Origin of the sequence: Pontiella sp. (assembly GCF_041622395.1) — a bacterium.
Classification (GTDB): domain Bacteria; phylum Verrucomicrobiota; class Kiritimatiellia; order Kiritimatiellales; family Pontiellaceae; genus Pontiella.
This window is the reverse complement of sequence record NZ_JBFJYW010000255.1, coordinates 1-5,510: the sequence shown is the minus strand read 5'-3', so window position 1 is coordinate 5,510 and position 5,510 is coordinate 1. Positions and strand designations below refer to the sequence as shown.

Genomic DNA, 5,510 nt, shown 5'->3' with positions numbered 1-5,510 from the left:
CGTGGAGTTCGGTATCCAGCGCATGTGCTCCTGATGTCAGGAGCAATGCGCTGATGAAACTTGAAACCTGAAACTTGAAACTTGAATTAGCCATGACCTGTCCTTTGTTTCTTCGCGTCCTTGCGGTCAATTACCGCGTAACCTCGCGCGGGGGGCGGCGCAGGAAACGCTCGGTGAAGATGCTTTCCTTGAGGCCGATGTCATACTCGATTTCGCTGAACGTGTTGATGGTCTTGCCGCCCGTGTTGAGGTCGTAGACGACCGACTCGACGACGGTCGGGAAGCCCTGGATGGTTTCGACCTTGGTGGCCTCGACGGTGCGGTAGTGTTTGCCGTTCTTGTCGAAATACTCCGCCTTGCGCGGCAGGAAGGTATCCTTGTCGATCCAGACGGTGTAGTGGGCAAATTCGACGCTGTCCGGATCCTTCGGCGTGTTCTTCACGACATACTGCGTTTCGGTGGTTTCGATCAGCTCGTGGGTGTCGTCGTTCAGGTTGCGGCCCGAGACGTCCTCGTAGACGAAGTCCGATCCGACGAACGAGGTGCGCTTGTCGCCGGGGGCGATTTCGCGCTTGAGGTTGAGCGCGGGCAGCCACATCCAGCGCGAATCGTTTTTGCCTTCGCCGGTTTCCTTCCAGACGAGGAACACCTGTTTGTAGAGGTCGGCGGGTTTCTTGAAGTAGACATAGAACTTCTGGTTGCCGCCGTCCACGTTCATGCGCAGCAGCGAAAATTCGCGGGTGCGCTCGGAGCCGGACTTGTCGACGATCTTCATTTCGACGCTGGCGCTTCCATCGTTGCCCGCATAGTACGAAGCCTCGTTCGCCTTGTTCACGATTTCGTTTACGGTCATTTCCGCGTAGACACTCGATACCACGGCCACTGTTGCGATTGCTGCAATCAACTTTTTCATTTCCATTCTCCTGTATTTAAACCACTCGCTTCGCTTAAGGCACGAAGGACCCTAAGCCTCTTCCTCCGAGTCCTTGGTGTCTTTGTGGTTGAATAAATATTTCTGCAAACCGGTGATGAGGGCGGCGAGAATAAAGAGGGTGGCGAGCCACGATACCGCCATGATGGTGGCGAGGAAGAAGCCGACCGTCTTGTAGGGCACCAGCGGCGCGAACAGCAGCGGCGTGAAACCGACCGAGATGATGATCGCGTTGCGGCTGATCGCCATGGCCGGTTCCTTGAACATGTGCCGGATCGCCTCCTGCCAGCCGCCGAACTTTTGGGTCAGCTCGCGCGAGCGTTCGAGGAAGTGGATCGCGAAATCGACGCTCAGGCCCAGCGTCAGCGAGGAGAGCACGGCGACGGGCATGTCGTAATCCTTGCCCACCCAGCCGATCAGCCCGTAGATGAAGGTGATCGTCACGGTCAGCGGCAGCATCGCCAGCAGGCCGAAGAGCGGCGAGCGGAACAGCACCATCATCATGATCAGCACGACGACGAAGGAGCTCAGCAGCGAGTTGAGCATGCCGGCCACCATTTTATCCTGCCAGACGACATTGAGGTAGGTCAGCCCCGCCCAGCCCACGTCCAGCTCGACCGGCGGCGGGTTCGCGGCCATCCAATCCTCGATCTGCTCGACCACCGCAACCATGTCGGTGTTGTCGCCGCTCTTGAGCTGGACCCAGACATTGACTTCGTTGTAGTCCTTCGTAACGAGGTGGAACAGGCTGTCCTTCTTCTTCATGCCTTCGAGCTGGGCAAAGACCTGGCCGACGGCGGACGGGGTCGGCGGAATGGAGTTGAACTCCGCGTTGCGGTCGGCGGGGGCTTCCGCGATATAGTTCAGCTCATAGTTCGCCTTCTTGAGCGAATCCACGGCCGAACTCGATTTGCCGATGCCCTCAACCGTCTGCATGAACGCCTGCAAGGATTCGACATAGGCGAGCAGTTCCGGCCGCTTGAAGGCCGGCGCGGCGGCATCCGCCCGGGCTTCGAAAAGAAAGTCCTCGAACGACAGCGCGGCATATTCATCGACGATGTCGAGCGCCTTGTTCTGCAGCGCTTCGCCGTCCAGATTTTCGTGCGCCTTCATGCGCCCGGCCAAAACCTTGCGCGTGGCTTCGTCGCCGACATTCGCGATGGCGGCGGTCAGTTTGGCGTAGGTCAGCCCCTCGGGATTGAGATAGTTGATTTCGTCGCCGAGCGCGTTCCAGGCGCCGGACACCTGCTCGTCGAGCCCGCGCGCCGTCTCGACCAGATCAACGAAGCAGCGCTCGATATCGGCATCCTGGAGCGCCTGGAATTTGCTGTTGGTCTCGTCGAGAATCGCGAGGAAGGTGGCCGCGGCATCGGGCAGGCTATCGCTGAAGCGTTCCTGGGCCGCGTTGCGCATCCTCTCGATCCGCTCGGCGCAGGTCGGCGTCGTGATTTGCGCGGGCTTGAGCGTGAGGTAGGCGGTGTAGGTGCCGCCGAAGTGGTCGTTGAGCACGCGGTCGGCCACGCGGATGCGGTGGTTCTGCGTGAACCATTTCACCGGATTGTCGTTCACCTTGATTTTAGAGATGCCGACGACCGAGACCGCCAGCACGGCCAGGGTGAGCGCCAGGATCAGTTTCCAGCGCAGGAAGGAAAAGCCGCCGAGCCAGTGCAGGCCATTGTCCAGGCGGGACCGTTTCGTTTCGCAACTGTCCTGATCCTGCACGTGGCAGACGCCTTCGAGGGACTTGGTGCGGACAAACAGCATGATGTAGGCGGGGACGAACGTCATCGTCAGCAACCAGGCGAGCGCGACGCCGAAGGCGACGTGCAGGCCGAAGACCCGCACGGGCGGAATCGGCGTCGTGGCCAGCGAGGCGAAACCCGCGATGGTCGTGAGCGAAGTGTAGAGCATCGGCATGAACAGATGCCCGACCACATGTTTGATCGTTTCCGCCTTGTCGCGGAATTTATGATAGGAATCGAAAAATTCGCTGAGGATATGCACCGAATCGGCCACCGAGATCGGCATCAGGAAGATCGCGATCATCGAGCTCATGATATGCACGTCGAATCCCAGGCCGATCAGCAGCCCCATGGCGGCGACCACGCTGATGACGGCCACCAGCATCGGGGCGATGATCAGCGAGAGACGGCGGAAGAAAAAGAGCAGCAGCAGGAAGATGGCGAGTCCGGCCAGCGGGGCGGAGGAGGCCATCTGCACCAGCATTTCCACGCCGAAGGTGTCCTGCGCCACGGGCTGCCCCGTGACGTAGACCTGGTCGGCATCGCCCCAGCCGGCCGTCAGGGTTTCGATCAGGTTGGCGACGTTGTAGGAATAGGTCTTTTCCTGGATCGGGATGTAGAGCGCGATCGCCTTGCCGTCCTCGGAGACGAGCGTGCCCTTGTAGAGCGGATTGTTCATGGCGTCGTGCTTGATGGCCAGCGCCTGCTCGCGGGTGGCCGGCGCCTCTTCCATCAGGTATTGGATGGCCAGTTGGCCGCGGTCGGCCTGCTTGATGTTGTCGACGACGCTGGGGCTGATGATTTCCGGCGCGATGATCGCGGAGGAGCCGTCTTCGGCAAACAGCCGGTTGACGTCGTTGCCGAACACCTTGGCCAGCCCGCGCTCCCAGGCGCTGTCGGATTCGAGGGCGGGGGCGTAGGGCTGCCCGTCGCGCATCACTTCCGGTTTGCCGTCGGCGTTCCGATGCAGGCTGATCAGCTCGCGGGTCAGCGAATCGATCTTGCCGAGGGTCTCGACATTGAAGATGCCGTCGGGATTCGTCTCGTTCACGATGCCGACAATCACGAAGTCGTACAGATTGTAGCGGGCCTTCACCTCGTTGTGGAACACGCGGATGTATTCGTCCTCGGCCAGCATGTTCTCGGGATCGTTGTCGAACGAGACCTTCGGGAATTGCGTGCCGAAAAACACGGTCACCGCCACGGCCACGGCCATGACGATCCAAGGGAAGCGGATACTGAACGATGTCATTCTCAAACGTTTCATTCTTCTACCTTTTAAGTTGGACTCCGCCAAAAGCGTAAAAACCTTATAGAGCAGCCCGTGTTAATGTCTATCCATTTCTGTCGCAACAATTACAAAGACAGTTGAGCAGGGCGATCGGGCGGTCGTCGGCCAGCGAATACCAAACCTCCTTGCCGCGCCGCTGCGCCTTCAGCAGGCCCACGCGCCGCATCTGGTTCAGGTGCTTCGAAGTCGCCGCCTGGGCGATCCCGAGACGTTCCGTGAGGGTGCCCACCGGCATATCGCCCAGCGAATTGAGCGCATCCACGATGCGTAGCCGCACCGGGTGGGCCAGCAGTTTCAGCATCTCGGCCGCCTGTTCCACAAACTCCGGGGCCATTTTGTCCAATGCACAATCGGTCGGTTTCGTCGTCATGCGGATTAACATATGCAAATAATAGCATATGTCAATAGGTAAAATGCCGGCCGTTGTCGAGGGTGGGCGCTCAATCGCGGTCGAGGAAGTCGGCAAGCAGGCGGCGCAAAGTCTGTTCCGCCTCGGCAACCTGGCCTTTCAGGTCGGGACGGGCGGTCAGGCGGATCTCGACTTTGCCCATGGCGGGGTAGAATCCCAGCTCGACCCCTTCGGGCTGAAAGGCGGCCTCTTCCAAAATGGTTACGATATCGGATTCGCCGATGCCCTGGGTGTGGATGATGCGCACGAACAGGGGGCGGGCGCCGGAAAATTCCTTTTTCAGCCAAGGAACGATCTCTTCGTTGAGAATGGCGTTGAATTCGTTGGGCGGGCCGGGCAGCACAAACAGGGTTTTCCCTGCGCAGGGCGCGATCCGCTGCCCGGGCGCGGCCCCGACCGAGTTGGGAAGTGCTTCGGCGGTTTCAAGTATCAGCGCCTGCCGCGTTGCGGCCAGCGTCATCTTGCGGCCGCGGGCGGCATAGCGCTCGGTCATGATTTCAACGGTCGGCTGATGAAGTACGGTTTTCTGATCGAGCAGCTTGGCGAGGGCGTCGCGGGTAATGTCGTCGACCGTCGGGCCGAGCCCGCCGCTGACGAACACGAGATCGACGCGGCGAAGGGCGTCTTCGATCGCGTCGCCGATGGTTCCGATTTCGTCCGGGATCGTGGTGTCGCGCATCAGCCGCAGGCCGATGGCCGAAAGCGCGTGGCCCAGATCGCGTCCGTGCGTGTTGAGCGTGCGGCCGCTGAGCAGCTCGTTGCCGATCGAAATGAGTTCTGCTTGAATGTTCATGGGTGGCTCCTCAGTATGCCGGGTCATCTTGGGGGTAATGGAATTTTGAATCAACATTCATTAGTAGTCGATGCCGGTTCTGCGATGAGCCGGTTGGACGCGTATCTGGCGGCGGCGGAGCCCTCGGTTTCGCGCTCGGCCTGGAAGGCGCTGATTCAGGATGGGCTGGTTACCGTGAATGGCGCGGCCTGCAAGCCGAACCAAAAGCTCAAGGCGGGCGATGCGGTGGCCTGGACCGTCCCGCCCCGAGCGCCCGTTGCGGCGATCCCCGAGCATATTCCGCTGAACATCCTTTTCGAGGACGAATCGGTCATCGTGCTCAGCAAGCCGCCGGGGTTGGTGGT

The 5,510-nt window shown here is 60.3% G+C and carries 5 protein-coding genes; 1 reads left to right on the top strand and 4 read right to left on the bottom strand.

What is annotated here, in order from left to right; genetic code table 11:
- Positions 1-130 precede the first annotated feature (130 nt).
- The 4 genes from ABYO54_RS13350 to ABYO54_RS13335 all read right to left on the bottom strand — a co-directional run bounded on the left by ABYO54_RS13350 (position 131) and on the right by ABYO54_RS13335 (position 5,166).
- Positions 131-913, bottom strand: coding sequence for an outer membrane lipoprotein-sorting protein (locus ABYO54_RS13350; RefSeq protein ID WP_372808745.1), 783 nt, complete (start codon positions 911-913; stop codon positions 131-133).
- Positions 914-964: 51 nt separating this feature from the next.
- Entirely contained in the window at positions 965-3,940 is a 2,976-nt protein-coding gene (locus ABYO54_RS13345) for an RND family transporter (protein ID WP_372808744.1), read from the bottom strand.
- Positions 3,941-4,007: 67 nt separating this feature from the next.
- Complete coding sequence (locus tag ABYO54_RS13340) at positions 4,008-4,334, bottom strand: ArsR/SmtB family transcription factor (protein WP_372808743.1); 327 nt, start codon at positions 4,332-4,334, stop codon at positions 4,008-4,010.
- 70 nt (positions 4,335-4,404) lie between these two features.
- On the bottom strand, positions 4,405-5,166 hold the full coding sequence (locus ABYO54_RS13335; protein ID WP_372808742.1) for a competence/damage-inducible protein A: 762 nt from the start codon (positions 5,164-5,166) through the stop codon (positions 4,405-4,407).
- Between the two features lie 84 nt (positions 5,167-5,250).
- Between ABYO54_RS13335 and ABYO54_RS13330 the strand changes: the two genes are divergently transcribed.
- Positions 5,251-5,510, top strand: a 260-nt coding sequence (locus ABYO54_RS13330; protein WP_372808741.1) for a S4 domain-containing protein, incomplete at its 3' end; no start/stop codon positions are given.